Here is a 1,136-nt window from a genome sequence, read left to right on the forward strand (position 1 = left end):
CGAGTACTTCCTCAAGCACCTGCTCGGCACCGACAGCTCGCTGCGCGCGACCGAGGCGTCGGAGAGCCAGCGGCCCCAGGAGGTCGACTGGCACCAGGAGGCACCCGAGGGGAAGCTCGACCTGCTGCTCACGCTGGACTTCCGGCAGACCAGCACCACGATCTTCTCCGACGTCGTGCTGCCTGCCGCGACCTGGTACGAGAAGCACGACCTCAACACCACCGACATGCACCCGTTCGTGCACTCGTTCAACCCCGCGATCGCGCCGCCGTGGCAGACCCGCACCGACTGGGACGCCTGGCAGACGATCGCGACGAAGTTCAGCGAGCTCGCCGCGATCCACCTCGGCACCCGAAAGGACGTCGTGGCGGTGCCGCTGCTGCACGACACCCCCGACGCGATGGCCAACCCGCACGGGGTGGTCCGGGACTGGAAGCACGGCGAGTGCGAGCCGCTCCCCGGGGTGACGATGCCGAAGATCGTGGAGGTCGAGCGCGACTACGCCGCCGTCGGCGCGCAGATGCAGGCACTCGGGCCGCTGATGGAGAAGCTCGGCACGCTGACGAAGGGCGTCGCCTACGACGTCACGGCGTCCGTCGACTACCTGCTGCACAAGAACGGCGCGATCCGCGGCGGGGCGGCCAACGGGCGTCCGTCGCTGAAGCGGGACATCCACGCCTGCGAGGCGATCCTCGCGCTATCGGGCACCACCAACGGCCACCTCGCGACCCAGGGGTTCAAGACCCTCGAGAAGCGCACCGGCACCCAGCTGCACGACCTCGCGGCCGAGCACGAGGGCAAGCAGATCACCTTCGCCGACACCCAGGCCGCGCCAGTGCCGGTGATCACCTCACCGGAGTGGTCAGGGTCCGAGACAGGCGGCCGGCGCTACTCGCCTTTCACCATCAACGTCGAGCGGCTCAAGCCGTGGCACACGCTGACCGGGCGCCAGCACTTCTACCTCGACCACGACTGGATGACCGAACTCGGGGAGGGCCTGCCGGTCTACCGGCCACCGCTGAACATGGGCGCGCTCTTCAGCGAGCCGGATGTCGGCGACGTGGGGGAACTGGGGGTGACCGTGCGCTACCTGACCCCGCACAACAAGTGGTCGATCCACTCGGAGTACCAGGACA

At 68.8% G+C, this 1,136-nt stretch carries 1 protein-coding gene; it reads left to right on the top strand.

Translation table 11 applies throughout. From position 1 onward, the window contains the following. Positions 1-1,136: molybdopterin-dependent oxidoreductase (locus EKO23_RS24695; RefSeq protein WP_134721238.1), on the top strand; the 1,136-nt coding region annotated here is incomplete at both ends.

It is taken from the genome of Nocardioides guangzhouensis, from assembly GCF_004519545.1.
GTDB lineage: Bacteria > Actinomycetota > Actinomycetes > Propionibacteriales > Nocardioidaceae > Nocardioides > Nocardioides guangzhouensis.